24 protein-coding genes and 5 pseudogenes are annotated in these 23046 nt (G+C 44.0%); 16 read left to right on the top strand and 13 right to left on the bottom strand.

The features are described 5' to 3' along the window. The first annotated feature begins 1267 nt into the window (after window positions 1-1267). The 8 genes from ACMAZD_RS26140 to ACMAZD_RS26105 all read left to right on the top strand — a co-directional run bounded on the left by ACMAZD_RS26140 (window position 1268) and on the right by ACMAZD_RS26105 (window position 6178). The gene (locus tag ACMAZD_RS26140) at window positions 1268-2041 is read left to right on the top strand and encodes a ParA family protein (protein WP_435250604.1); all 774 of its coding nucleotides are present in this window, start codon (window positions 1268-1270) and stop codon (window positions 2039-2041) included. Beyond that, the gene (locus tag ACMAZD_RS26135) at window positions 2038-2940 is read left to right on the top strand and encodes a ParB/RepB/Spo0J family partition protein (RefSeq protein ID WP_435250603.1); all 903 of its coding nucleotides are present in this window, start codon (window positions 2038-2040) and stop codon (window positions 2938-2940) included. The genes ACMAZD_RS26140 and ACMAZD_RS26135 overlap by 4 nt, the downstream gene beginning before the upstream one ends. Before the next feature lie 52 nt (window positions 2941-2992). After that, on the top strand, window positions 2993-3340 hold the full coding sequence (locus ACMAZD_RS26130; protein ID WP_435250602.1) for a hypothetical protein: 348 nt from the start codon (window positions 2993-2995) through the stop codon (window positions 3338-3340). 35 nt (window positions 3341-3375) lie between these two features. Beyond that, entirely contained in the window at window positions 3376-3840 is a 465-nt protein-coding gene (locus ACMAZD_RS26125; protein ID WP_435250601.1) for a hypothetical protein, read from the top strand. Then, complete coding sequence (locus ACMAZD_RS26120; RefSeq protein ID WP_137408109.1) at window positions 3837-4211, top strand: hypothetical protein; 375 nt, start codon at window positions 3837-3839, stop codon at window positions 4209-4211. The genes ACMAZD_RS26125 and ACMAZD_RS26120 overlap by 4 nt, the downstream gene beginning before the upstream one ends. A gap of 470 nt (window positions 4212-4681) precedes the next feature. Next, window positions 4682-5110: a hypothetical protein gene (locus ACMAZD_RS26115; protein ID WP_435250600.1), complete on the top strand. Its 429-nt coding sequence runs from the start codon at window positions 4682-4684 to the stop codon at window positions 5108-5110. A gap of 53 nt (window positions 5111-5163) precedes the next feature. Continuing rightward, window positions 5164-5745, top strand: coding sequence for a JAB domain-containing protein (locus ACMAZD_RS26110; RefSeq protein WP_435250599.1), 582 nt, complete (start codon window positions 5164-5166; stop codon window positions 5743-5745). Between the two features lie 103 nt (window positions 5746-5848). Further along, window positions 5849-6178 (top strand): DUF1640 domain-containing protein, encoded by a 330-nt coding sequence (locus tag ACMAZD_RS26105; RefSeq protein WP_435250598.1) that lies wholly within the window; start codon window positions 5849-5851, stop codon window positions 6176-6178. Window positions 6179-6647: 469 nt separating this feature from the next. Here ACMAZD_RS26105 and ACMAZD_RS26100 read toward each other — a convergent pair whose 3' ends face one another. Then, window positions 6648-7841 carry an IS91 family transposase gene (locus tag ACMAZD_RS26100; RefSeq protein ID WP_435247018.1) on the bottom strand — a complete coding sequence of 398 codons (1194 nt, stop codon included), beginning with the start codon at window positions 7839-7841 and terminating at the stop codon, window positions 6648-6650. Window positions 7842-7936: 95 nt separating this feature from the next. On the opposite strand from ACMAZD_RS26100, the pseudogene ACMAZD_RS26095 reads away from it, so the two are divergent. Then, window positions 7937-8689 (top strand): annotated as a pseudogene (locus tag ACMAZD_RS26095) (group II intron maturase-specific domain-containing protein); the annotation flags it as partial. Between the two features lie 385 nt (window positions 8690-9074). Then, window positions 9075-9803 carry a trypsin-like peptidase domain-containing protein gene (locus ACMAZD_RS26090; protein WP_435250597.1) on the top strand — a complete coding sequence of 243 codons (729 nt, stop codon included), beginning with the start codon at window positions 9075-9077 and terminating at the stop codon, window positions 9801-9803. A 36-nt stretch (window positions 9804-9839) separates the two neighbouring features. On the opposite strand, the pseudogene tnpC (ACMAZD_RS26085) reads toward ACMAZD_RS26090, so the two are convergent. From tnpC (ACMAZD_RS26085) to ACMAZD_RS26065, 5 genes and pseudogenes are all read right to left on the bottom strand, one after another. Continuing rightward, window positions 9840-11294: pseudogene (tnpC, locus tag ACMAZD_RS26085) on the bottom strand (IS66 family transposase). 146 nt (window positions 11295-11440) lie between these two features. Further along, window positions 11441-11707: an IS66 family insertion sequence element accessory protein TnpB gene (tnpB, locus tag ACMAZD_RS26080; protein ID WP_435250596.1), complete on the bottom strand. Its 267-nt coding sequence runs from the start codon at window positions 11705-11707 to the stop codon at window positions 11441-11443. Then, window positions 11704-12015 carry an IS66 family insertion sequence element accessory protein TnpA gene (gene tnpA / locus ACMAZD_RS26075; protein ID WP_435250595.1) on the bottom strand — a complete coding sequence of 104 codons (312 nt, stop codon included), beginning with the start codon at window positions 12013-12015 and terminating at the stop codon, window positions 11704-11706. The genes tnpB (ACMAZD_RS26080) and tnpA (ACMAZD_RS26075) overlap by 4 nt, the downstream gene beginning before the upstream one ends. A 363-nt stretch (window positions 12016-12378) precedes the next feature. Then, window positions 12379-13437 (bottom strand): hypothetical protein, encoded by a 1059-nt coding sequence (locus tag ACMAZD_RS26070; protein ID WP_435250594.1) that lies wholly within the window; start codon window positions 13435-13437, stop codon window positions 12379-12381. A gap of 86 nt (window positions 13438-13523) precedes the next feature. Next, complete coding sequence (locus tag ACMAZD_RS26065) at window positions 13524-14567, bottom strand: hypothetical protein (RefSeq protein WP_435250593.1); 1044 nt, start codon at window positions 14565-14567, stop codon at window positions 13524-13526. 99 nt (window positions 14568-14666) lie between these two features. On the opposite strand from ACMAZD_RS26065, the pseudogene ACMAZD_RS26060 reads away from it, so the two are divergent. Together ACMAZD_RS26060 and ACMAZD_RS26055 are read left to right on the top strand one after the other, a co-directional pair. Further along, a pseudogene (locus tag ACMAZD_RS26060) lies at window positions 14667-14772 on the top strand (IS5/IS1182 family transposase); the annotation flags it as partial. A gap of 319 nt (window positions 14773-15091) precedes the next feature. Beyond that, window positions 15092-16285, top strand: a complete 1194-nt coding sequence (locus tag ACMAZD_RS26055) for an IS91 family transposase (protein WP_435250592.1) — start codon at window positions 15092-15094, stop codon at window positions 16283-16285. A gap of 164 nt (window positions 16286-16449) precedes the next feature. On the opposite strand, the gene ACMAZD_RS26050 is transcribed toward ACMAZD_RS26055, so the two are convergent. The 5 genes and pseudogenes from ACMAZD_RS26050 to ACMAZD_RS26030 form a co-directional block, all read right to left on the bottom strand. Beyond that, window positions 16450-16662, bottom strand: a complete 213-nt coding sequence (locus ACMAZD_RS26050; protein ID WP_435250591.1) for a hypothetical protein — start codon at window positions 16660-16662, stop codon at window positions 16450-16452. A 162-nt stretch (window positions 16663-16824) separates the two neighbouring features. After that, entirely contained in the window at window positions 16825-17388 is a 564-nt protein-coding gene (locus ACMAZD_RS26045; RefSeq protein ID WP_435250590.1) for a biotin/lipoyl-binding protein, read from the bottom strand. Window positions 17389-17560: 172 nt separating this feature from the next. Then, complete coding sequence (locus tag ACMAZD_RS26040) at window positions 17561-17863, bottom strand: ATP-binding cassette domain-containing protein (protein ID WP_435250589.1); 303 nt, start codon at window positions 17861-17863, stop codon at window positions 17561-17563. Then, the gene (locus ACMAZD_RS26035; protein ID WP_435250628.1) at window positions 17860-17988 is read right to left on the bottom strand and encodes a hypothetical protein; all 129 of its coding nucleotides are present in this window, start codon (window positions 17986-17988) and stop codon (window positions 17860-17862) included. Before ACMAZD_RS26035 ends, ACMAZD_RS26040 begins: the two co-directional genes overlap by 4 nt. A gap of 18 nt (window positions 17989-18006) precedes the next feature. Continuing rightward, a pseudogene (locus tag ACMAZD_RS26030) lies at window positions 18007-18258 on the bottom strand (IS66 family transposase); the annotation flags it as partial. Between the two features lie 85 nt (window positions 18259-18343). Here ACMAZD_RS26030 and tnpA (ACMAZD_RS26025) point away from each other — a divergent pair. From tnpA (ACMAZD_RS26025) to tnpC (ACMAZD_RS26015), 3 genes are read left to right on the top strand one after another with little or no spacing between them, the layout of a single operon-like run. Next, window positions 18344-18697, top strand: coding sequence for an IS66 family insertion sequence element accessory protein TnpA (gene tnpA, locus ACMAZD_RS26025; RefSeq protein WP_435250588.1), 354 nt, complete (start codon window positions 18344-18346; stop codon window positions 18695-18697). After that, on the top strand, window positions 18694-19050 hold the full coding sequence (tnpB, locus tag ACMAZD_RS26020) for an IS66 family insertion sequence element accessory protein TnpB (protein ID WP_102481560.1): 357 nt from the start codon (window positions 18694-18696) through the stop codon (window positions 19048-19050). Before tnpA (ACMAZD_RS26025) ends, tnpB (ACMAZD_RS26020) begins: the two co-directional genes overlap by 4 nt. Window positions 19051-19105: 55 nt before the next feature. Next, window positions 19106-20689: an IS66 family transposase gene (gene tnpC / locus ACMAZD_RS26015; protein ID WP_435250587.1), complete on the top strand. Its 1584-nt coding sequence runs from the start codon at window positions 19106-19108 to the stop codon at window positions 20687-20689. A 96-nt stretch (window positions 20690-20785) separates the two neighbouring features. On the opposite strand, the pseudogene ACMAZD_RS26010 reads toward tnpC (ACMAZD_RS26015), so the two are convergent. Next, window positions 20786-21382, bottom strand: a pseudogene (locus ACMAZD_RS26010) (IS5 family transposase); the annotation flags it as partial. A gap of 134 nt (window positions 21383-21516) precedes the next feature. Between ACMAZD_RS26010 and ACMAZD_RS26005 the strand changes: the two are divergent. Next, entirely contained in the window at window positions 21517-21696 is a 180-nt protein-coding gene (locus ACMAZD_RS26005; RefSeq protein ID WP_435250586.1) for a hypothetical protein, read from the top strand. Window positions 21697-21705: 9 nt separating this feature from the next. Here ACMAZD_RS26005 and ACMAZD_RS26000 read toward each other — a convergent pair whose 3' ends face one another. Continuing rightward, window positions 21706-22905 (bottom strand): IS4 family transposase, encoded by a 1200-nt coding sequence (locus ACMAZD_RS26000; protein WP_435250585.1) that lies wholly within the window; start codon window positions 22903-22905, stop codon window positions 21706-21708. Between the last annotated feature and the right edge of the window lie 141 nt (window positions 22906-23046).

The following is a 23046-nucleotide window of genomic DNA, read 5'->3' as shown; positions in this document are numbered from 1 at the left end:
TCTGATACCGAGTCTTATTGTAAGCCTTGGGTGTAGCATTAACTGTATTCTCTATTTCGCTTTCCACTTTAAGTAATTGAATAAATTAGCATTGTTGTTTTTTTATACTATGAGGTGTAGCAAAGACTGGTGATGCTTAATTCTCCTATGAGTCTAGCTGGCACGAGTGTTGTGTAGCGCAGACTGTATTTTGCATATGATTTCATCGCAAAAATTGGCCCCTCTATAACCATCTAGTCTGTTCTAACTTCCGAAAGTGTAGCCATTACTGCTTATTCAAATATATTTTGTGTAGCATAAACTGCAAATGGACACTTTATGCTTAGCCAATGCCACAAATTTAGCGCTCTAGTCGTACAATGAGCTTCTGTTCCCCCTATTATTTGCTATTGGCCGCTATCCTTTTTTTGTACTCATATGTTGTGCAGGCTTATTTTGGTGTAGCGCAGACTGCAAACCAGCCATCTATTACCCACAGTATCTACCATGGTTGCGGCAAGTTACTTATGTAAACCTCAATTTATTCAATCTGTTATTAATGTTCATTTCTCTATATGGTTGCTTCGTTCAACTTGTTGGTGTAGCACAGACTGCATCTTGGATGTGATATACAAGCTTCAAATTTTGCATGCAAAATTTTAATCGGCTTCTTCAGTCGGCAGTTTGCATATTTCGTTGATACCTTTATGGGCAGTACGTAGTCATAGTGGTGTAGCCTAAACTGTAATTATTGCCTTTGCCCTTTAAGTTGTTAAACCCACTTTTGACCTATGGTGTAGCCTAAACTGTCAATTAACACTTTCCTACCTCCCCTCCCCTTTTGTTCCCTACTCCCTTGGTAAGACTATATGGTGGAAAGGTATCTATTAATGTTTTCTTGTCTCTTAATTGTATTGATGGTGTAGCCTAGACTGTAGTAGGTGATTTAATAAAACCTGATACAAAAAACCTTTAAAGGTTTTGCATGCAAAATTCCTAAAGGTATTTTTGCACAATGACCTCAAATTGCAGTTTTCCAAATAAGATAAGGATGGGCAGTTTTGCATGCAAAATTCGATTTGGAAGTTTGCATGCAGCAGTCTTCGATACATGAGCTATGGTAAGTCGATATATTGAAATTTTCACTTGTGAATTGGTTAAGAGTGGTTACTGTAACTCATCAATTTTGCATGCAAAATTATATATTTCCCTATTGACTTTTTATTTTCAAAGCGTAATATGACTTAGGTAATCAGGCGTTAACGCCATTCTCAAAGGAGTATCAACAATGAGCACTATCATTTGTATAGCAAACCAAAAAGGTGGCGTGGGTAAAACGTCAGTATGTGTCAATCTAGGAAAAACACTTGCCTTACAAGGCAAGCGTTGTCTGTTTTTGGACTTCGACCCTCAAAATAACTTAGGTGAAGCATTAGCCCCAGAACTTGCCTCAATGGAGGGTTTTGAAAGTGGCGAGCACCCAAGCAATGTTATGTACATGTTTAGCGGCGTTGTAGAAGCCAAACCGTATGCCGTGAATGAGAATATTCATGTTATGAGCAGTTCGAAAAAGTTAGCTAGCGTAACCCAAGACAACATGTTTGACTTCGCTGACAGCTTAGATGCTATTAAAGATAACTACGACTACATATTTATTGACTGTCCGCCTAGCGTTGGTGCATTACAACACACAGCGTTAGCTGTATCTAACAAAGGTTTGATTGTCTCTCAGGCTCAAGGACAATCCATTAAAGGTGTCGATAAGGTGATGACGACACAAGCCCAAATTAAAAAGCGCCTAAATCCAGACCTTGAAATTATCGGTATCGTTATCAATCTTGCCGAGCGACCAGCGCCTAAGAACCAAGCTGAGAAAGAGCACGACTTACGAAAACATTACCCATCATTGGTTTTTGAAAACAAACTATATAAAACCGTTCGTGTTTCCGAGGCGATTGAAACAGGGCAAGCATTGGTCGAGTTCTCCCCTAAGCATGCTGAAGACTTTGGATTTAATGCCTTTGTCGATGAATTTCAAACTCGTTTGGAGATGAGTGCATGAGCTTAAGAGAAAGAGCTAAAGCATTAGAAGGCGTCGACCTGTTAGATGAATCGGCCGTCCAGATACTCCCTGGTGAACAGATAGTCCGAATTCCTAAGACAGATATTTACAGTACCGAACAAGTAAGAAAGAACTTTAATGCCGAAAGTATTGAAGAAATGGCTTTTAGCTTGGAGCAAGAAGGGCAAATCCAACCTATTGTTGTCAGTGAACGTGATTCTCGTGGTTACTGTATTCAAAAGGGAGAGCGCCGTTGGAGAGGCGCTAAGATGAGTGACAAGATCACGCATTTAGATTGTCTCGTGCGTGCGCCTGGTTCCATCTGGGGCCAACTTGCTGAAAATATCATTCGTGAGGATTTGACGCCTTTTGAAATCGGCATGGCCATCGAGCAAGGTAAGAAAGAGCATGACCTTGATAATAAGGGCGTGGCCAAGAAACTTGGTATTTCCACACCTAAAGTCAGCGCATACTTAAAGGCGATTGAAGCACCTGAAGTTGTGATAAAGGCTTACAGTGAGGGGACCATTGGTGACGTCGATACAATCAACTCACTTCGAATTGCTCACGACTTAGATCCTAAAGCTACAGAAAGCATGCTTTCTAGTGGAGATGGTGTTTCACGTAAACAAGCGCAAGAACTGACAAGAGAACTCAAAAGCGGTAACACCGTTGGCGCTTCAGAAAGCGGGCCAACTAGCCGAGTTCCTGCAAAAAAAGATCGCAAAGCTAAAGCTAGTCCTAAAGCGATTCGAGTGAAAGTTGATGGTGCATACGGTGTTATCGATATCTCAGGGGATACTGAAGATGGAGAACTCATGGTGTTGCTAGACGGTAGTCCAGAGGCACGGAGTGTATCCGTGTCAGATATTGATCTGATTGGTTACCACATAACTTGATATGACAGCTAAAAATACTTTGGCTCGCGTGGTTAATCCCAAGCGAGCCTATTTGATTAAATGGTTTTCTTATCAGTTCGATGGAACGAGCACTCAGGCAGCAGAGTGTCTAACTAAAATAGCAACTGATAGAAAATATATAACCGTTAGGCACGCCCCTCCTGGTGAATCTTTGAAATGTTGGGTTAAAGCTAAAAAAGCACCGCAGTGGGCATGCCGTGCAGCTTTCGATTACCTGGTTGAAAAAGAGTGGCGGCCACATGACGACCTAAGCAAAGCCATCGCGGCACGATACTTACTTCTAAACGGACACACTGTTACCAAGGAGTGGGAGAGGGCTATTGGGTCTTGGCTCAATATTGCTCTAGAAGCCGATAAAGAATCAAAGTCGCTAACGTAAAACTAAGTGATACGTTTTTGACGAATGGAAAAAAAATGAAAATTGATAATTACAATGAACGCCTAAAAGGCGAGTACAGAACATTGGTTGTGGCTTTTCTAAATGCCGTAGAAAAATCGAGAGAAGATCGAGAAAAAAGTGCAGCAATGCTCTTTGATATGGCCAAGAAGTTTCAACTTACTGATAAAGAGTCTATGACTGCTGACTGGTTGAGAAACCGCGTATATCAGCCAGAAAAGTATAAACATTTACCGCAGTGGTTGGCTAAGTCTGCTTACCTTTGCTTGATGGAGCTAGGTTGGGCACCAACTAAACAGTCTGAATGGTTCGCAATGATTGCCATGTTCGTTCGTGAACGTGGTGGTGATGAACCAGATTATGATGAGTTGTCAAAAGAACTGCCGGTGAATCTAGAAGGAGAGTTAGGCTTTGCGTGGCTTAAGGTATGTGTCGAAGCCGTGCGTGATATACAACAGATGAAACAAGAGAGTGAATCATGAGTGTAAAATTTGAAACTTATACCAAAAACCTTCAGGAAATGTCTCAGCTAACTAGGGTTTCTCTATGCTTTCAGTTCCTAACGTTAATGAATCTTTGTGAACAAGACCTGGACAAAGGGAAGGTAGAAAGAGATCGTGATGATGAAGGTAAGGTGTTCTTTGAAGCCAACTCTCTGAAAAGTAACCTTCTCGATGTTCCAAGTCTGAGTAATTCACACAAAGCGCTCTATGCTTTGTTAGACGCTGGATTTGTAGAAAGAAGAGTGCTCAATAAAGATGGTGAGGTTGTATTTGGTAATAGTTTTGGCCGCAACTCTGCAAAAATTTATTGGCGTATTACTGACAAAGGTTTGAGTATCTTTGGTCGATAAAGTGTCCCTTTCTCTTTCGTCGGGCGTTGCCGCTTCGCGGCCAGGCTTTCCGCTCGTATCTTTCAGTTATGGCCTAAGAGTGGCATCACCCTGGTGAGTCACTGCGTGCCGCCCCAGGATGTGCCTCTCTACAGCCCCTATCTCAAAGGATATCGCTTCAATCCTGAACGCACTTCTCTCACTGCGTTCGTTGCGCCTCGTCATTCTTCCTCGTTACTGTTCGTCGTGCCTCCTCACTCTTTTCACTGACATTGGTTAAGTTCGAGTAAGGGCGTGTTGTCTTATGTGCCGATTTCCCTTTCGACTCGCATCATTTTATGGGGCTCGCAGGCTGTTAACCCTCCTCAATCAGAACCTTATCTGCAAGGGTAAATGAACGCTGCGCGCCCCTGCAGAGAAGAACCCTGTTTGAGGTAGGGACAGCCAAGCGGCTCCATAAAAGTGATACTCAAACAAAAAGGGAACTCCTCATGGCACAACGACACTCAAGCCCAACTCTCTCTAAACCCATACTCAGCGACCAGCGTTTCGCCGCTGGGCACGAAAGCTCACCAAAAAATGATGTCTCTAGTCCGATCGTTGAACGTGCTGTGCGCTCGACCGTTTCAGCGACTATTTCAAAAAGACTTATCTGGGTAAATTCCACTGACTTTAATTCGACGGTTCGAGCGGTCAAAGTGCATGAGATTTTACTTAAGGAGTTTGGCTATACCGACTCTTTGGTCTTGGAAGAAAGCCTAAAAGGAAAAGGGGTGAGCATTAGCGTATGTGACCGAGTGACGACGGTAAAACAGATGCGGGAAGATTACGCCTACGCGAAAAAAGAAGAGAAAAACGTTGAAACGACCGCTAAGCATCAAGCCATAGCGACAGATTTTTTAACTAGCTTGTATGGCTAATAACACCAACTGACGCCACCCATCACGACTTTAAATATTAAAAGGGATCTATTATGTCTGTACTTGCTAACTACTCGAATCACAGCCTCTTCTCAGTCGAAGAAAAAGATATCTTGAACCATGCCGCGAGCATTTTAAAATCTAAGTTGTTTGTGTCAGAGCAGACGCCCCTCAATTCCCCTGAATTGGTGAAGTCATTTTGTCAGACTTCACTCGCTTCCAATGAAAGCGAAGTGTTTGGGGTGATATTTCTTGATAGTCAGCATCGAGTTTTACGCACAAAAGAGATGTTTAACGGCACCATTGACGCCGCATCCGTTTACCCGCGTGAAGTGGTCAAAGAGTCACTGGCCACAAATGCAAGCGCGGTCATTTTTTATCATAACCATCCCAGCGGTGATGCCACACCCAGCCAAGCCGATCGACGTATTACTCGACGTATTACTCGACGTATTACTCGACGTATTACTCGACGTATTACTCGACGTATTACTCGACGTATTACTCGACGTATTACTCGACGTATTACTCGACGACTGACCGACGCGTTAGCCTTGGTTGATATTCGAGTACTCGATCACTTCGTGGTGTCTTTTGAAGATGTGGTGTCGTTTGCGGAGCGTGGTTGGATATAACCATTAATTAGTGAAAAATGTTTCTCATTCACGCCTATTCTGGCGTGAATGACTTCCACATCATAATGCTATAAACTGTAATCAATTAAATAAGGTTTCTACTATGTCTGAATCAAGCAAAGTCACATTAAGCGTTGAAGAGCTGATCAATCTTACCGCGCATGCTGCCACTCAAGAGCAGTTAAATGATACGCGTAAAGAACTCGATCACAAGATCGAAGCTGTTCGTCATGAGCTTTCAGATAAAATCGACACGGTTCGTAATGAACTGAAGTCTGAAATTCAGGATGTTCGTAATGAGTTGAAGTCTGATATTCAGGGGGTTCGTAATGAGGTGAGTTCCGTTAAAAATCTCATTATTGCAACAGCCTTCGCGATGATTGCGACGGTAGCCGGTGCCGCGTTTTGGGTTGGTAGTCATATCAACGTTTAATGTACAAATATGTTTTCTGAAATGCCTCTTATCCTAGAGGCATTTTTTTTACCTCGTGATTGCTGTGTACGCTTGGGTTTCTGCGCTAAAAGAGGTTGAGCCAAAGGCTCGACCGCAAGCGGTCGTCAAACCGGCTCTCAGTACCACAGTACGCCCATTTGCTCTGTGTTTGATTATATTGCTTTGTCATGGTGCCACTTTGTGGATTTATGCCTTATAGGGTTTGATAGGCGGCTTTTAAGTGCTGCGTTGTGGTATGAGCTTGAGTTGGGCGTTACCCTTCGGGCAAGGCTCTCCGCTTGAAAGGTAAGGAATCTCAATGTTTCCTGACCTGAACAATCGCGGCATAACTCACGTCAGAATGAGTCCCGGACAGACCTAACTTCTGCTCTACAATCTAAACACGGATGTTTGTTGAACACTTTCATGCTGTTTTCGCTATTTCAGATACACCCATCCTGTGAAACGCCTAAATTGACCTGATTTGGGCTTGAACCAGAGCATGGTGGACCAGCTCTGACAGCGGCTCCCCAGCCCTAAAGCGAAGAAACGTTAAACGGTGCCCACAAAGAATGCACTCAAACGGATCAACCTTCACATACCCTTTCAGCATAGCTGCGTAACCGGGCATTTCAGGTGCGTCTTTAGGTGCGACACCCAAGGCACCGTAGACCTTAGGGAGCATCTCACCACGACGTCGGTTTGATAGAAAACCGAAGTATCGAATCATTTTGAAGTGCTTATCTGGAATATGCTCAATCATGCGTTCTATCAGAGCTTCTGGACTCAAAATGAGGGATTCCGTTCGACCATTCCTATGGTTGAGGTAATCAAACGTCACCAAGCCTCCCTGGAAGTTATGTCGTAAACGCGACGCCGATATCGGTGGCCGTTTTAGGTATCGACCCAGGTAAGTCATGGTTGGCGTCACGTTGGCTGTTTTCTTTGCAAAGTGCAGCTTCCATCGACGGCAATATTGGCTGGTTAAAAATCGGGACCAATCTTGCTCATTACGAATGAAAGGGCAGTCCTCTCCACTCAAGTCTAACTCTGAGTAATTGGAGCTGAGAAGTTGAGTGATGGCACCGCGCCAACACTTCTCAGTGGTCTTAGCTTTAAAGAAAATCGGCTTCCATAGACCAGTCTTCTTACATAAACCCCCACGGGTGACAGACAAATGGATGTGCACATTCCAATTCAGCTTTCTGCCGTAGGTATGAAGTGCACAGAACACGCCAATATCGATATCGAGTTGCTTTGCCCATCCTAAGAAGATTTTGGCTGCGCAGCTAAAGAGATGATTGAGAAGAAAACGATTATCCCGAAAGATGGGCCACAACGTGTGTGGTAGCGTCAACGTAACGTGTTGATACTCACACTCAGGAAAGACATGTTGTTGCTTTCGTATCCACCGCTCTGTGGCTTTTATGCCACAACTGCTGCAAAAGCGAGATTTACACGTCTGGTGAATGTATTTGTGATGGGTGCAGTCAGCATGAGTGCATCGATACTCTTTAGAGCCAAAAGCAGCGGTACTGCAAGCGAGCATCTTGGTGACGTTTTCAATGACGACGGTTCGGAGGGTTTCTCGGTACTTATTGAGGTAGTTCAGCCAAGTATCGTTGGCATTGAAGAGTTGTTTGATGGGCTTATTCGGATGCATGACCTATAGGATAAACGATTCATCCAAAGCGCCCTAGTAGGTTGAGTCTCTTTGTTTTCGGCCGTAGGCCGCTCAGGCGACACCGTCGCCGGTTCATGCTAATGACTCTTGCTGGACTTGAGCAGCATATTAAGTCTACGGCCCTCAAAAAGGGTAGTAGAGCCAATTTCATCGGATACGCCGACGATTTCGTCGTCACCTGCGCTTCAAAGGAAGTGTTGGAGAACGATATTAAACCGTTGAACGCTGACTTTTTAGCGGAAAGAGGATTAACATTATCCGAAGAGAAAACGCACATTACACACATCGATAACGGCTTTAACTTTCTAGGATTCAACCATAGGAAGTACAAAGGGAAATTGATCATTAAACCGAGTAAATCTAACACATTGCTGTTCTTGAGTAATCTGCGCGAACTCATCAAAAAGCATGCAACAACCTCTGTAAACGATCTTATCAAACTGATAAATCCGAAAGTAAGGGGTTGGGCTAATTATTATCGCCATTGCGTGGCTAAACAGGTATTCGGATATGTTGGTCATAAGCTATTTCTTGCATTATGGCACTGGGCAGTGAGGCGTCATCCGACAAAATCCAAAACTTGGGTGGCCCTTAAATACTTCGTCAACCGAAAAGGCCAATGGCATTTTCATGGTTGGCAGAAGGTCATGGATATGGATTGCCAGTTCAATCTCTTCCAAATAGCCAAAGTACCGATCGAGAGGCATGTAAAAATCCGAAGTGCAGCGACACCATATGACCCTCAACACCAAGAATACTTGGCTAAGAGAAAGTCAAAAAGGCAAGCTCGCAACTCTTGGAAGGAGCCTATTCTCACTGCTTTATAAGTTGCTGGGTATCAAACGATGCCTTCGTGAAGGCTTGAGCCTAGTGCAGTGAAAGTTGCACGTTGGGTTCTTAGGGGGACGGCACTTGGTAACAAGTGTCGTCTACCCGACCATTGTAATCTAGACCTTTCCCTTGGAACTTCAAATATTAACAACATCGCCCCGTGGGTTCATGGGGCGTTTACGAAACACCTCTAAAAAGTTAAGGAAGATTCTATTATGTAATCCACGAGGTCCCGAACGACAGATACCGCCTTAGTTGGCGGTATCTGCGTAGAAATTAGAAAGTCAATGAGTCGGTTCGTAGACGCTTACAATTTCCCTTCCAAATATGGAAGTTATCGGGAGGTAAACTATGCTAAAAATATTATGAAGAGAGGTGTGTATGATCAACAATTTGAATATTTACAAATTAAAAAACGTCTTATTTCTTATATTGCACAGTTTGAAAATTAGAAATAAAAGAAATTTACTACTGATAAAAAAAATTTTTTTTAGTGGGACTGTTTCATGTTTATTATTAATTCAAGGTTGTCTACATGTACATAACGGTGATTTACATTTTGATGAAAATCCACCGGATATCAACTATCTACCAATACTGCTACCTTTCATCTTTGGTGGGAATGGTTCTGGAATTCCTATCACAGACTCCATAAGTTTAACGGCTGCACATGTGGCTAAGTATGACTATAGTAATGTTATCGCTTACCATCCAACTTGTGACGTAGCATTAATTGAAGAAAATAACCAGAATCGAAATAAGATGAGTTTAGGAATGATACGCTCTGGAGAAGCTCTGACTAACCATGGTTATGACATGTCGGGAAAGATAGTTAAAGGGGAAGGGATATATGTTATTGATGTCATAATTGCAACTTATCCCGAATGTAATTATAGCTTAAATACAGCTCCTCAAATGTCCGGAATGTCCGGAGGACCTGTCATAAACAGTTCTGGAGAATTAGTTGGTGTTATTCATGGTATAGGTTATGAACCTCCGATTCTACTTGAAAAGAATGAAGCTATTCATTTAGAACGTTATTCTTATTTTGTCTCTATAAATTTTATAAGAGATTGGCTTGAAACTGAGCTTGAGGCCTTAGGAGAATAAAAGGTAAACGCCCCATGAACCCACGGGGCGATGTTGTTAATGTTTGAAGTTCCAAGGTATGAGCGCATCTATATCAGGCTCCGCTTTCGCGAGCTCTTTCATGCACTTGACCATGTAGTCGTAGAGGATAAGGCCGTTGGCTTTCGCTGTCTCAACGATACTGTAAAGCATCGCGCTCGCATCAGCACCATTTGGTGTGTTCGAGAAGAGGCAATTTTTTCTGCCAATGACCAGCGGTTTAATGGCGCGTTCAGCACGATTATTATCGATAGATAAATGACCGTCATCGATATAGTGGATAAGTTTCGGCCATTGGCCGAGCGTATACTTAATTGCTTTTCCTAATGGACTAGAGCTTATTACTTGTTGAGACGTCATCCAGTCGTGCAGCTCATCCAGTATCGGCTTGGCATGTTGTTGACGTTCTGCTTTTCGTGTTTCGACAGTCGCACCTTTTAAGCGCGATTCTATCCCATAGAGCTTCTGGATTTTGGCTAGCGCTTTACCTGCTTTGCCTGACTTACCTTTACCTTGAAGCTTCTTAGCATCCATGAACTTACGCCGTGCATGTGCCAAGCAACCAACATTGGTTACGTGATGAAGACCATCATAGGCACCATAGCCATCGGTTTGCAGATAACCACTATAATCCCCCAAGAAGGCAACAGTGCATGCCCTCGCGCGACTGTTTTTATAATCGTACAAGACGATATTCTTTACATTCGGCAGTGCGGCGTCGGGCGAGTCTGCGCCCGAGCAGTAGAGCCACATATAACACTGTTTATCTTCTTTGAGGACATTGAGCGGCGTTTCATCCGCCTGAACCACCACTTGTTGGAGTAGATGCTCTTTCAAGGCGGCATAGAGGGGTTTGAACTTCTCACTGACTTGGATAACCCACCTTGCCATAGTAGTTCGCGATAGCTCAATACCCGACTGAGTAAATAGCGACTCTTGGCGGTACAGTGGCATTGCGTATTGATATTTACCAAGAATGGATGTTGGCTAGCAAGCTTTCTGTCGCGAAGCTTTTAGGGATGATGCTCTGGGGCGCTGGCTTTTGAACGATACGGCTGGTGAGAACTCAAGTTTCTCACTGCGGTCTTCACCGATTTTATGCAGACTATGTTGGCAGCATGCACACTGTTTTTCATGGTCGTCTAAATCGAGTTCGATAACCTCACGAGGCAAAGTCTTTGGAAGTGGCTTGCGTTTACCACGCTTCTTCGTTGTGGTCGTTGTTACCTCAACCACCTCTCCCTTAGCGGCTTCACATTCCACTTCGTTGAAGAGGTCACCTTGAGATTCATCGTAAGGCTTTAACGCCTCCGAGCGTTTTGCGAACTGGCGGTCGAAAGCAAGTTTGAGTTGCTCAAGCAGAGATTGACGCTCTTGTTTCCATTGGTTTTCTGACGCCATCAGCGCTTTCACCATCGCTTGTAGCTCGGCAATATCTTGGCTTTCTGGGTTAATATTTGGCGTCTTTTTCATGGCATTTACTATACTAAAAATCATGCCGTTAACGCTTGGTAGATAAGGCTTTATTATCGATTAAGTCATTGTAAAATCGTTTATTTGAACGGGTTTATGGCCGATAATCGTGAAGCCAGAAAGCAGTCTATCAAGCTCGAATTGAGTCAGGGTAAACACTTCATTTTGCTCTTTTGTAGGCCATTTATACTTGGCTTTTCAAGGCGTTTATACCAAAGCGCAAAGCCAGTTTTATCCCAGTACAGCACTTTGATTTTGTCGCGCTGTTTATTGGTGAACAGGAACAGTGCGCCGCTTCCCAAGGGTAAATCGGTGTCACTTTCGATAATCGCCGCGAGGCCATTGATGGACTTTCTAAAATCGACACTCTCACGATACAGATAAATCTCTGGTGCGCTGAGCATATGTTTCATGACAAGGCTCCAATGAGTTCTGCCAGGTAGGCAGCGGGCGTGCCTTGAGGAATGCTCAACGCCACATCATTGATGAGAAGTGTCATGTTAGCGGTGGCTATTTGAGCTTGATATTTCGTTGTCTTTTCGACGACCTCTGCCCGTACAAAGCCTTGAGAGACATCTGCTTTTTTGAGTTGCTGGCGCTTAGCATAAAACGTCGAGGGGTTGAGTTCATTAAGCTTACAAAATGCAAGCGTTGACAATGAACTCGATTCAGACTGCTCGATGAGCGTTTGCCATTCTTGATTAGTGTGTCGTTTTCCCATTTCAAATCTCCTCATGGTTGGAGACTTGATATTATTCTTCGCGCTAGGCGATTAGAATGCGGGTTTTATGGAGCGCTTACCTTCATTAAGCGACATTTTGTTGTTCAAAGTTAACTGGGCCGTACTTATTGAGGTAGTTCAGCCAAGTATCGTTGGCATTGAAGAGTTGTTTGATGGGCTTATTCGGATGCATGACCTATAGGATAAACGATCCATGTAAAGCATCCTAGTAGGTTGAGTCTCTTTGTTTTCGGCCGTAGGCCGCTCAGACGACACCGTCGCCGGTTCTTTGCATTTAATGCTCTAAATTTTTCAAGAGCCTCGTTTTGTCGGAAGTGATAACTTGTCCTGTTCAAAAAAACGTTAATTGTATTTATGATTGAGAAAATCAAGTTGTTGTCTCTCTTTGTCACTCATAGTGTAAGGTTCATTAGAGAGAATACTAGAATCGAACAGACCGATAGGATAGGCGATTTTTTGGCTTCGGCCATACTGTGCCTTTTCTCCAGGAAAGCCTGACATCCGCTCTATCATGATATCACGAAGCTCATACTCTGATTCTCCTGCGGTAAGGACTCTGTGAAAAGCTCTTAAATCAACGGTTTGTTCCCCTTCCGATAAATACTGCTTAATAATCAGTGACGCAACAGGAGAGCCATTAAATTGATATAGATTGGCCCTGACTCGGTAGATACCTGCTTTATCAATTTGCAATTTGATAGGAATAATCATATCTGTATTGTTTGAGCTACTGCTTCCGACTTCGATTATTCTTGCTACAGAATGATAAAGGCGTAAATCAGCACTAATTACATCGTCACCTTGCCCGAAGCTGACATGAGCAACCAGCCTTAATTCTTCTGGCCAATCACTTTTTGGAACAATACGCCACCCGTATTCCTTCATTGAAAAAGTGGCTAGCTTTTTTTTATTCACCACATCTTCAACATCTAATAAAGCTGTCATCACCCCAAGAGAGGATTTTAAGTTAACTTCTATTTCATCAGGAAAGAAATGTCGATATTTTTTTAGGCTTAGAGTTGAGGTATGTTTTCCATCTAAAACGGGAGCGGGTACTTCCTCGAAATGATTCCAGTCTAAAAATGGACTTTCTTTATCTAGGATCGGTTGAGAATACGGTGGATATCTTAAAACTTGCTCGTGCTGTGAAGCAATTAACTTAAGCTCTTGTGTGGAAGTAATGTTATCTATAATGGAGGTATTATTAGTTGCAATATTAGTTGACGGCGTTTCTTTTTTTTCCACAAGATCTAAGGAGGGTCTCTGATTCGCCTCTATAGCATCGGATACTGTTATCGTAACTAAAGCTTGTTGTTTATCGAGGAAATGCGTCCAAATCATAACAGCGGCTGTACTCACCATTGTAATTATAGTAAGAAGAATGCATTTTTTATTGTTCAAGTTAAACCTCTTTAATCAGCTTCTATGGCATATAAAGAGCCAAGCGTCCAATCAGCTTGGCTTTACTTTTTGGGGAACTTACTTAATCATAGTCCTGTTGCAATCTCGGATACAGTATCTTGCTGAGAACCGTCAACATAAACGTACTTAGATCCAAACCATCCATTTTGTTGATACTTCTCAACTTTTACCGATTGCCCATCGGCTAGCACAAGAGATGCATTACCAGAAGTAACTTTCCCTTTATGTTTTGCACCTATCAGGTCACTATGGCTATAACCGTTGGCTATGATGAAGGGATAATGGTTAGGCATCAAACTTGTAACCCCTTTACTTTGCACCGTGACTTTTCCATCCATCGCTAAGTTAGTTGAACAACTGTTAAAATGACCAGGCAGTGAAGAACCGCACGATGAGTGCGCTGAAACGACACCATCGTCGTTACCTGGTAGTAAAACTCCCGTCATTTTAAAATAGTCACTACCATTACCAACAAAGCGGATCCTCGGAATTCGGTTATCTGGAAGTCGCGCGATTTGGCGAGCATTTGATACTTTAAGGTCATTCAAGACTCCGACATTATTTTTGTTCGGTATTTCGCCGAGCCAGAATGAAATAGCTTTACGAATAACGCTACTTGTCCAGTTAGAGCCTTCAGTAAGATTAACCGCGATATCACCGAGCTCTGAACCGCCGCCAGCTCCAGCGAAGTCAAAAGTTGCAACAATATTGAGTGGAGAAAGGTCTGCATTTGTTAACCAATTCTCTTGGTTGTCGAGAAGATACCTGGCGACAAGATCTCCTGTAGAGTGAGTCACAAAGATACAACCTTGCTGGCAAGTACCTCTTCTCGATAATTCTTGAAGCTTCGGCCATACATAGTCGCTAGTTATTTTTCCTTCTATGCGCTCATGTGAAGGCCAGTCGATCCGGGCGTCGGCATATTGCATCCAGTAGTCTTTCCAGTAATCAGCGCCCTCTTTTTCAACTTGAGAGCCTGAAGGTTTGGTTTGTAATTGTTCAGGCTGGAAACCGTGGATAAGAACCACCTTATAATTACCAATAGCTGCGTTGGAAAATCCAGAAAATACCGCTGCGATAAAAGGTAAAGTTTTAAATATTTTTTTCATAATTTAACTAGGGCATGTTGATCTTTTGTGAATTTTTTTTGAATAGCATGGTAACGAGTTATAATGTCCTTCGCTAAAAGTTAAACTATAAACAATACCATGCCAAGAACTATGTTAACTGATATTCGCTGGGAGCTGCTACTCTAAGTTATGAAAAATAGAGGTCGTATTTATGATAAATACTGAACATCTAATGACATTTGATCTATCAATTCAAGTCCCTCTAAGTGTCTAAAGTAAATACAAGAAACATTCGTATGGTTCTGTTTACGAGGGTAAAAGAAGGGCGTTGTTGATCAAATCAGGCAGAAGATCAACGACGCCATGTATAACTTACCGTTAGTTTCTTACGGGCATACCTAGTCCTATGACTTTGTTTATGGCTTTAACATTCGCCATGATTTCACCAACTTGAGCGTTGTAACATCTGAACCGGCGACGGTGTCGCCTGAGCGGCCTACGGCCGAAAACAAAGAGACTCAACCTACTAGGGTGCTTTACATGGATCGTTTATCCTATAGGTCATGCATCCGAATAAGCCCATCAAACAACTCTTCAATGCCAACGATACTTGGCTGAACTACCTCAATAAGTACCGAGAAACCCTCCGAACCGTCGTCATTGAAAACGTCACCAAGATGCTCGCTTGCAGTACCGCTGCTTTTGGCTCTAAAGAGTATCGATGCACTCATGCTGACTGCACCCATCACAAATACATTCACCAGACGTGTAAATCTCGCTTTTGCAGCAGTTGTGGCATAAAAGCCACAGAGCGGTGGATACGAAAGCAACAACATGTCTTTCCTGAGTGTGAGTATCAACACGTTACGTTGACGCTACCACACACGTTGTGGCCCATCTTTCGGGATAATCGTTTTCTTCTCAATCATCTCTTTAGCTGCGCAGCCAAAATCTTCTTAGGATGGGCAAAGCAACTCGATATCGATATTGGCGTGTTCTGTGCACTTCATACCTACGGCAGAAAGCTGAATTGGAATGTGCACATCCATTTGTCTGTCTCCCGTGGGGGTTTATGTAAGAAGACTGGTCTATGGAAGCCGATTTTCTTTAAAGCTAAGACCACTGAGAAGTGTTGGCGCGGTGCCATCACTCAACTTCTCAGCTCCAATTACTCAGAGTTAGACTTGAGTGGAGAGGACTGCCCTTTCATTCGTAATGAGCAAGATTGGTCCCGATTTTTAACCAGCCAATATTGCCGTCGATGGAAGCTGCACTTTGCAAAGAAAACAGCCAACGTGACGCCAACCATGACTTACCTGGGTCGATACCTAAAACGGCCACCGATATCGGCGTCGCGTTTACGACATAACTTCCAGGGAGGCTTGGTGACGTTTGATTACCTCAACCATAGAAATGGTCGAACGGAATCCCTCATTTTGAGTCCAGAAGCTCTGATAGAGCGCATGATTGAGCATATTCCAGATAAGCACTTCAAAATGATTCGATACTTCGGTTTTCTATCAAACCGACGTCGTGGTGAGATGCTCCCTAAGGTCTACGGTGCCTTGGGTGTCGCACCTAAAGACGCACCTGAAATGCCCGGTTACGCAGCTATGCTGAAAGGGTATGTGAAGGTTGATCCGTTTGAGTGCATTCTTTGTGGGCACCGTTTAACGTTTCTTCGCTTTAGGGCTGGGGAGCCGCTGTCAGAGCTGGTCCACCATGCTCTGGTTCAAGCCCAAATCAGGTCAATTTAGGCGTTTCACAGGATGGGTATATCTGAAATAGCGAAAACAGCATGAAAGTGTTCAACAAACATCCGTGTTTAGATTGTAGAGCAGAAGTTAGGTCTGTCCGGGACTCATTCTGACGTGAGTTATGCCGCGATTGTTCAGGTCAGGAAACATTGAGATTCCTTACCTTAAATAGAGGCAATTTCAGCACCCGCTGGAATTACACCACCGATCGTATTGGCCGACAGCGCCAACACTCTTCCTGTCATCGGCGCACGCAACACAAGCTGCCCGGCCTTGATTATTAACAGTTCAAGATTTTCACGCAATTCGGCTTCATGCAGTTGCATTTCATGCAACTGGCTTTGCGCCTCTTCCTGAAAGGCAGCTTTTTGACGCAACCATTCAATTTCATAACCGGCAATGGTGTTTGCGCTTCAGCAATGCTGGCTTCCAACTTACCAAGTTCCCCTTCATGTTCTGTCACTTCCCGGCGCAAAGCGCTAACTTGCGTTTTTGAGGTAAAGTTCTGCGCGCGCAGGCTTTCTTGTGCTTGCAAATCTTCATTGATCAATCTGAGCTGCTTTCTGGTGGCTCTGAGTTGACGCGTCAACCCGAAAATAATCCTTTGCGTACATGCCTACTGCTTTAAGTTGAGCATGTGTCTGCTGCATGATAGTACGGCGAGCTGCAAACAGTAGTCGTTCATTCTGCAAAATGCTTTGCATATCTTCAATATTTTCACCCATCGAGTGCAGCGTATCGCTGAATCCAATCCCCTCGGCTTGTTTGATTTCGGCAAACAGCCGTTCGATACGTGCACGGGTTTCAACAATCTTTCTTTGCAGCACCGCTTGTTGCGTATTGAGCTCTGTGCCGTCCAGTGTCAATAAAGGTGCACCAGCTTCAACCGACGAACCTTCTTTAACATGTAACTCAGTAACCAAACCACCATCGGGGTGTTGAACCGCTTGGCGTTTGGCTTCAACGGTGACCTGTCCAGAGGCAACGATGGCTCCTTCGATTTTGCTTGTCAGGGACCAGAACACAAAACCGCCGATACCAAACAGCAGCACCAATAGACCTTTGACAAGATGGCTTTTTGTTGAGTGATATTCTGATGTCATCGCATTTTCCTGCATATACCTAACTACTTTTTCTCATCGGCCTGACCACCTGGTTTAGCACTTTTTCACGCGGTCCGAAGGCACGCATCTGACCATCATCAAGCATCAGGACTTTGTTACATTCCGCCAAAGCTGAAGGCCGGTGTGAGATCACTAGAACAATTTTTCCTTGTTAACGCGCATTCGCAATTGCCTGATTCACAGCCGTGACACCCGCTTCATCCAGGCTAGAATTTGGCTCATCAAGTACCAGCATGACAGGATCACCATAAAAGGCTCTTGCCAAACCGATACGCTGAAGCTGCCCCCCTGACAGTTTACCGCACGCACTGACTTGAGTGTCATAACCTTTAGGCAGGCCCAGCACCAATTCATGCGCCGCAGCCAGTTTGCTGGCGTTGATAACTTCAACTGAGTCGACATTTTCTGCAAAACGTGCGATGTTTTCTGCCACCGTACCTGAGAACACTTTCATATCCTAAGGCAGATAACCGAGCAAATGCCCCAGCCTGTCACTTTCATATTGATGCAAATCAGCCCCCCCCCCAGACGTACCTCACCGTTTGCCGGTTTCCAGAAGCCAACCAAGGCACGCGCCAAAGAGGTTTTACCTGAAGAAGATGGACCGATAATACCTTGTGATGCATTGTCGGGCTTTTGAGCTTTTACTGTTTCTTTACAGTGGCGGCATTAACCTGAAAATAAACGGTATTCAGTGATATCAACACTGGGTTTTGGAATATCAAAGACCTGATGGCGGTAGTAAGGACCACCTTGAATATCGATATCTGACTGGGCACAGCAAGGGCACACTTCAGGAAAACAATCGATAACTACATCAGTTGTTTTCAGTCGTGAGAGTTTTCGTTGAAGCGTAAGCGTCTTTAAATCGACTCATTCAATCCTTTTAATAAACGTCGTAACCTTTAACTTTTATCGTTAAAGGTACTCGAAAATGCCTCAGCATAGATCTCAGCAAGAATGGCTTCGCCTTGTTCAGAAGTATTACAATAGTGAGCAGTCTGCCGCTCAGTTTTGTTTAGAGCACAATCTTCATCCAAAAACATTTGATAACAACCGTCGCAAACTACACCACTTAGTCAACCTGCCTAAAAAACGAGAAGATTCACTTTCTGAATTCGTTGTTGTTGAAAAAATAGCCATACTAAATACCAAAACCGAGCAACTGCCTCCCTCTACGTTACCTACGGAATTACGCCTTGAAGCGGGAGCATGCTCTCTTCATGTACCTCGTGATGTAGCACCTCAGTGGCTCGGTCTTCTATTGAAGGAGCTTGCTGTTGTATGAAAATGTTCCCTGATATCTCTGTTATCTATCTCCACAAGGCGCCCGTCGATTTTAGAAAGGGCATTAACGGCTTGAGCTTTATTGTTGAACAGAATATGAACCTTAATCCCTTCTCCGAAGCGCTATTCGTCTTCTGTAATCGCACGCGGGATAAGCTCAAAGTTCTCTACTGGCAGCGTAATGGCTTTTGCCTCTGGCAAAAGCGACTCGAAAAAGACAAGTTCGCTTGGCCAAGAAAAATGCCAGGGAAAACCCTCTCATTAACGGAAGAGCAGTGGCATTGGTTGCTTGATGGGCTCGATATTGAAAAAATGAAACCCCATCAAACATTGAATTACCAAAGTCTTAATTAAATTAAAAAATATTAGCGGATAAGGAACTTTCGCGGCTCTCTGCGATCTTCCTTATATGCCAAATACAAATAAAGAAGATGAGCTAGCGCTCTTACGTTCAAAAGTGACTGAGCTTGAATCTACGGTACTCACACTTCGCCAATCTCTAAGCGAGAGCGAATTAACCATCCAATCGCTGGTTGAAAAACTCAACCTAGCGCGGCGTAAACGCTTTGGTAGCACTAGTGAAACCCTGCCCCCTCAGGACTTAGAGTTCAATGAGGCGGAGACTCATGCCGATACGACAGGTGAAGAGGAAGCACCCGATAATCCGAATGATGACGCTTCGGAAGCGGAAAACACTTCATCCGAGACAAAACGTCGTGGTCGCCCAAAGCTTCCTGAAGACCTGCCACGAGAGCGAGTCGTGGTGGACATACCAGAATCAGAAAAAACCTGCTCGTGTTGTCAGTCGATACTCTGCAGGATGGGGCAAAGCACCAGTGAAAAACTGGTGTATATCCCGGCCAAGTTGTATGTCGAAGTCACTGAAAGACCCAAATACGTCTGTCGTCAATGTGACGCGTTAGGAGAGAAGGGTGTTGTTGCAATGGCTCCACCGCCAGCATCGATTATCCCGAAAAGCATCGCGACTCCCTCTTTGCTTGCGCAAATTATCACGAACAAATACCACTACGCCCTGCCTCTCTATCGTCAAGAATCGCTGTTCAGACAATATGGGCTAGCGCTCAGCCGAAAAACGATCAGTCAATGGATACTGCGTTGCGCTGATAAGGTAGAGCCGTTAATCGCCTTACTGAAAGAAACCCTCCTTGCACAAGATGTTCTGTTCGCGGACGAGACCACGTTGACCGTGCTCGATGACGAAAGAAAGAAAAGTTACATCTGGTTGTATGGGTGTGGTCCAGACCGGGGCGGTAATGCGCAATCTCCCGGTATCGTCTTGTTCGACTACCAGGAAGGGAATCGGGGGCACCACTGCCCTGAATCGTACCTGTCAAACTACACTGGATACCTTCATGTTGATGGGTATAAAGCGTATGAAAAGACAGAAGCGAAGTTGGTGGGTTGCTGGGCTCATGCAAGACGTAAGTTCATAGAGGCAGAGCAGAGCCAACCAAAAGGCAAGCAAGGAAAAGGGGGTAAAATCCAGTGGGCAGTGAGTTGGTTCCAAAAGCTCTATCGTGTTGAACAAGCACTCAAAGATAAGACGAGGGAAGAGCGATATGTTACCCGCCAGTCAAAGACTCAGTCTCTGCTCAATGAATTCAAGGCGTGGTTAGATAAATCGGTCACTCAGGTGCCCCCTAAAAGTAAATTGGGTGAGGCGATTAGCTACAGTCTCAATCAATGGTCGAAGCTAGTAAGAGTTATCGATGATGGCCGGTTAAGCATGGATAATAACCGAGCGGAACGTTCAGTACGTCCGTTCACGGTAGGACGGAACAACTGGTTGTTCTCAAAGACTCATAATGGAGCCCGCGCCAGTGCAGTGTTGTACAGTCTTATCGAAACCGCGAAGGCTAACGACTGTGAGCCGTATGAGTACCTCGAATACGTGTTACGAGAAATCCCGAAACTGAAGAGTGAGGATGACCATGGTCATCTTCTACCTTGGAACATGCCAAAGACGGAATAGTCCGCCCCTACAGAATACCGCTCAGAATGACAGATACCGCCTTAGTTGGCGGTATCTGCGTAGATATTAGAAAGTCAATGAGTCGGTTCGTAGACGCTTACTATCATAGGCTCCATCTGCGGATACGGCAACGATCTTTCTGCGTAGTGGATTGAGCAGCGTCGGTAACACTTCACTATCGCCAACATTTACAAGGCTGACTTCCGCACTAACAGCTTCGTGAGTATCCATATCTACAGCTAAGTGCAGTTTACGCCATGTTCTGCGTTTTTCTGCGCCATGCTTTTTCACTTTTCACTCACCCTCGCCAAAGACTTTGAGGCCAGTTGAGTCAATAGCTATATGCCGAATGGCTCCTCTAGATTTATTGCGATATTTAACCTGAACCGTCTTCGAACGTTTACTGATACAGGTGTAGTCAGGGGATGTCAGTGGAACATCCAGTAGCTCGAAGACCGAGTCGATAAAACCTTGAAGTGCACGCAATGGCAGAGAGAAGATACCCTTGATCATCAAGGCAGTTTCAATCGCTGTATCTGAATACAAGAAGCCTCTACCACGTTTACCATGATGGGTTTTGCATTGCCATGCATCTATGGCGGAGTCATCTATCCAAAACGTAACTGACCCACGCTTGCACAGTGCTTTATTGTACTCTGCCCAGTTAGTTATCTTCTTTTTTGCTTTACCCATATTACCAACGTCCTAACCATCACAAAGGATCAGATCGCAGGACTTGGAAAAGGTTCAATGGATTTAGGCAACAACGCCTATTATCCATACAAACTGTTATATGCCTGCCATGGTATTAATTTTAAGGAATTTTCATGTCAGTAACATTAGCTGCTGGAGTTACATTAATAGACTTCTTAAATAAGTCTCTTGAGACGTTAAAGCTAGTTCAGAAAGATAACCCTGATTCAGATGAAATGAAGCTTCATTTATCAACCCTAACTCAGCAGTTGTCGTTGACCATGGTTGAAGCTGCTCAGTTACAAGGGCGCTGACGGATCCCCTCATAATTTCCCTAGTCCTGCGTTGTGTGTGAGCCTTTGATATTCGAACATTCCCCATTGATATTGGGATTCATTAATTTGATATCGCCGATGATTTCGAACCTCTCTCCCTAGACGAGGTATGGAGAGAACTCGGCGGTGTTTAATGCTGTTGGCTTGGAAGTCAAAATGCCATTTGGCCTGTACTGCAATGAGGCCATTCCACCACATCAAGATTTCAGCGAGCAACGCAATAAGAAGCAGGATATCTAATCGTTTAGTACAACGAGTTCTGTTGTGACGAAGTGCGATCCCATAGGCGGTACTCTTTAGATCGCGGAAGGCCTCTTCTATCTGCATACGCTTGGCGTACAGATTGGTAATTTGTACTTCATTTAAGATATGTCTAGGGACATTCGTCGCGAGTAACCACGGCTCCTTTGCACTGCGTTGATAGAGATGTGTAGCGGAGTGTTTTTGACTGGTTCTGCTATGGCGTTGGGCTTTTCGGCCTTTTTCTAATCCCTTATAAACATAGGCTTCACAAGATATCGGTGATCTCTTTGCTAGTAAGCAGTGGCCAAGATATTTGGGTTTATGGACAGCGGTTGGATAAAAGGTTTTATTTGAGACCCAAGGTTTATGAGGTTGTTTGATTGATACTTCTCCTCGGACACGACCTAACCAAAACCAGCCTTTCTCCTGAACTTGGCGAAACCAAGTATTTCTAAAACCCGCATCAGAAACGATGATCGGGCTGATTTTATTCGGTAAAATACTCTGCAATTTATCGAGGAATGTTTGGTGACTTTTCGGTGAATTATATTGGCCATACTCAAAAACTTGTTCAAAGATTGTGATGGCTCGACCATCAAGTGCAACGGATGCTCTTAACGTCATATAACGAAGTTGTTCACGAACATCAGACCAGTCCACAAGGATCACAGGGCATGAGTTGGCGCCCGTTATTAAGTAGGCATGCCATTTATAAATTAGGTCTTTTTCACGATGTAGTTGGCGATTTCCAAGCAGTCTATCAACGCGTTTGATCGCATGTTTTACCGTGGTATTAGTTTCCAGTTTGCGACCTAGTTTAGTTAGCGTTAAGTCTGAGCCGTCAAGTACACTTTTTGTAGCAAGTATCAGAGAACTAACGCGTTTTTTGTGAATGGAGGGGCATTGATTTTGTATGGTTTGTTGTAAAATCTGAATATCGCGCATCGTTAGTTCACTTGTTCAAGGTAAGGAATCTCAATGTTTCCTGACCTGAACAATCGCGGCATAACTCACGTCAGAATGAGTCCCGGACAGACCTAACTTCTGCTCTACAATCTAAACACGGATGTTTGTTGAACACTTTCA

Source organism: Vibrio sp. nBUS_14 (genome assembly GCF_051201655.1).
In the GTDB taxonomy this organism is placed as follows: Bacteria; Pseudomonadota; Gammaproteobacteria; order Enterobacterales; family Vibrionaceae; genus Vibrio.
The sequence above is the reverse complement of the archived record's forward strand: the minus strand, read 5'-3'. Positions and strand labels throughout refer to the sequence as shown.

Excerpts from the sequence above, each read along its gene's own strand:
- ACMAZD_RS26140 (WP_435250604.1), top strand. The coding sequence starts at position 1,268 with ATGAGCACTATCATTTGTATAGCAAACCAAAAAGGTGGCGTGGGTAAA.
- ACMAZD_RS26135 (WP_435250603.1), top strand. The coding sequence starts at position 2,038 with ATGAGCTTAAGAGAAAGAGCTAAAGCATTAGAAGGCGTCGACCTGTTA.
- ACMAZD_RS26125 (WP_435250601.1), top strand. The coding sequence starts at position 3,376 with ATGAAAATTGATAATTACAATGAACGCCTAAAAGGCGAGTACAGAACA.
- ACMAZD_RS26120 (WP_137408109.1), top strand. The coding sequence starts at position 3,837 with ATGAGTGTAAAATTTGAAACTTATACCAAAAACCTTCAGGAAATGTCT.
- ACMAZD_RS26115 (WP_435250600.1), top strand. The coding sequence starts at position 4,682 with ATGGCACAACGACACTCAAGCCCAACTCTCTCTAAACCCATACTCAGC.
- ACMAZD_RS26110 (WP_435250599.1), top strand. The coding sequence starts at position 5,164 with ATGTCTGTACTTGCTAACTACTCGAATCACAGCCTCTTCTCAGTCGAA.
- ACMAZD_RS26105 (WP_435250598.1), top strand. The coding sequence starts at position 5,849 with ATGTCTGAATCAAGCAAAGTCACATTAAGCGTTGAAGAGCTGATCAAT.
- ACMAZD_RS26100 (WP_435247018.1), bottom strand. The coding sequence starts at position 7,841 with ATGCATCCGAATAAGCCCATCAAACAACTCTTCAATGCCAACGATACT.
- ACMAZD_RS26090 (WP_435250597.1), top strand. The coding sequence starts at position 9,075 with ATGATCAACAATTTGAATATTTACAAATTAAAAAACGTCTTATTTCTT.
- tnpB (WP_435250596.1), bottom strand. The coding sequence starts at position 11,707 with ATGAAACATATGCTCAGCGCACCAGAGATTTATCTGTATCGTGAGAGT.
- tnpA (WP_435250595.1), bottom strand. The coding sequence starts at position 12,015 with ATGGGAAAACGACACACTAATCAAGAATGGCAAACGCTCATCGAGCAG.
- ACMAZD_RS26065 (WP_435250593.1), bottom strand. The coding sequence starts at position 14,567 with ATGAAAAAAATATTTAAAACTTTACCTTTTATCGCAGCGGTATTTTCT.
- ACMAZD_RS26055 (WP_435250592.1), top strand. The coding sequence starts at position 15,092 with ATGCATCCGAATAAGCCCATCAAACAACTCTTCAATGCCAACGATACT.
- ACMAZD_RS26045 (WP_435250590.1), bottom strand. The coding sequence starts at position 17,388 with ATGACATCAGAATATCACTCAACAAAAAGCCATCTTGTCAAAGGTCTA.
- ACMAZD_RS26040 (WP_435250589.1), bottom strand. The coding sequence starts at position 17,863 with ATGAAAGTGTTCTCAGGTACGGTGGCAGAAAACATCGCACGTTTTGCA.
- tnpA (WP_435250588.1), top strand. The coding sequence starts at position 18,344 with ATGCCTCAGCATAGATCTCAGCAAGAATGGCTTCGCCTTGTTCAGAAG.
- tnpB (WP_102481560.1), top strand. The coding sequence starts at position 18,694 with ATGAAAATGTTCCCTGATATCTCTGTTATCTATCTCCACAAGGCGCCC.
- tnpC (WP_435250587.1), top strand. The coding sequence starts at position 19,106 with ATGCCAAATACAAATAAAGAAGATGAGCTAGCGCTCTTACGTTCAAAA.
- ACMAZD_RS26005 (WP_435250586.1), top strand. The coding sequence starts at position 21,517 with ATGTCAGTAACATTAGCTGCTGGAGTTACATTAATAGACTTCTTAAAT.
- ACMAZD_RS26000 (WP_435250585.1), bottom strand. The coding sequence starts at position 22,905 with ATGCGCGATATTCAGATTTTACAACAAACCATACAAAATCAATGCCCC.